Annotated in this window: 1 protein-coding gene and 1 pseudogene; both read right to left on the bottom strand. The window is 74.6% G+C overall.

Annotation, left to right across the window (positions count from 1 at the left end; translation table 11 throughout):
* The coding region (locus tag NCC78_RS31870) for a CBM96 family carbohydrate-binding protein (RefSeq protein ID WP_443677217.1) at window positions 1–609 on the bottom strand (609 nt) is incomplete at its 3' end.
* Between the two features lie 155 nt (window positions 610–764).
* A pseudogene (locus NCC78_RS31865) lies at window positions 765–1,118 on the bottom strand (shikimate dehydrogenase); the annotation flags it as partial.

Raw genomic sequence — 1,118 nt, 5'->3', positions numbered from 1 at the left:
GACGTCGTAGCTGATCACCAGGCGCGGGTGCAGGTCAGGGTTGCGGTTGTCGGTCGACGCCCAGTAGATCCGGCTCTCCGGCCCGGTCTGCGCCAGCGAGACCGTCCAGGTGCCGTTCCCCCGCACCAGCGCGGAGACGTCCCACTCGTTGAAGCCCTGGCGCACCCCGGCCACGGTGTCCAGGGTGGCGCCCGCCGGCGCCGGGGCCGGGCGCGCCGCCGTGGCGTCGACCGTGGAGGCGTGCGCGGTCACCGTCGCGGTGACGTCCTTCCAGGTGTGCACCCGCAGCGTCGCCCGGACGTTCACCGCGGTCGCCGGCAGGGTGCTCACCGCGAACCGGATGACCGCCTCCCGGCCACCACGCGGGTTGCCGTCACAGCGGGCGGGGCACGTCGCGAGGGTGGACTTCACGCCGTTGTCGCCGTCCTGCGGCACGGTGGTGGCCGTGGTGTCCGCCGTCGCCCGGATCGACAGGTCGTCGGCGGCCAGCAGCGGCATCATGGTGGCCACGATGCCCGCCACCACCGTCGCGCCGAGGACGCCGAGGAACACGGCCTTGCGCCGTGGGCCGCGGTTGCGGGTGAGGCGGTGCAGTCCGTGCCTGGTCAAGGAGAACTCCCTGTGTCTGGGACGGTAACGCTGAGCAGCGTATCGACGCCCACCACCTGACGTGGGGAGGACAGTCGGACCTAAGCGCGTCTTAACCGTCGCCTAAGGATGCCCGCAGCCGCCACAGGGGACATTCCCGTCCGTCGGCGGACGGTTCAGGCGGCGCGGGCCGCGGCCAGCGCGGCGGCCATCTCGGCGCGCGGCGCGGCGACCCCGGTGAACTGCTCGAACTGGCCGACCGCCTGGGCCAGCAGCAGGTCGAGCCCGGAGACGACCCGGCAGCCGGCCGCCCGTGCCGCCGCCGCCAGGGGCGTCGGCCACGGGTCGTAGAGCGCGTCGAAGAGCACCGTCGCCGGCTGCCACGGCACCGTGGCGGCGAGCGGGTCGGCGACCCCCCTGGGCACGGTCGAGATCACCACGTCGGCCCCGCCATGGCGGGCCGCGTCGTCCCAGGTCGCCCCGGTCATCGGCACGTCGAGGGCGCGGGCCACCGGGCGCAGCTCGTCGAC

This window comes from Micromonospora phytophila, from assembly GCF_023656545.1.
GTDB classification, from domain to species: Bacteria; Actinomycetota; Actinomycetes; order Mycobacteriales; family Micromonosporaceae; genus Micromonospora; species Micromonospora phytophila.
The sequence above is the reverse complement of the archived record's forward strand: the minus strand, read 5'-3'. Positions and strand labels throughout refer to the sequence as shown.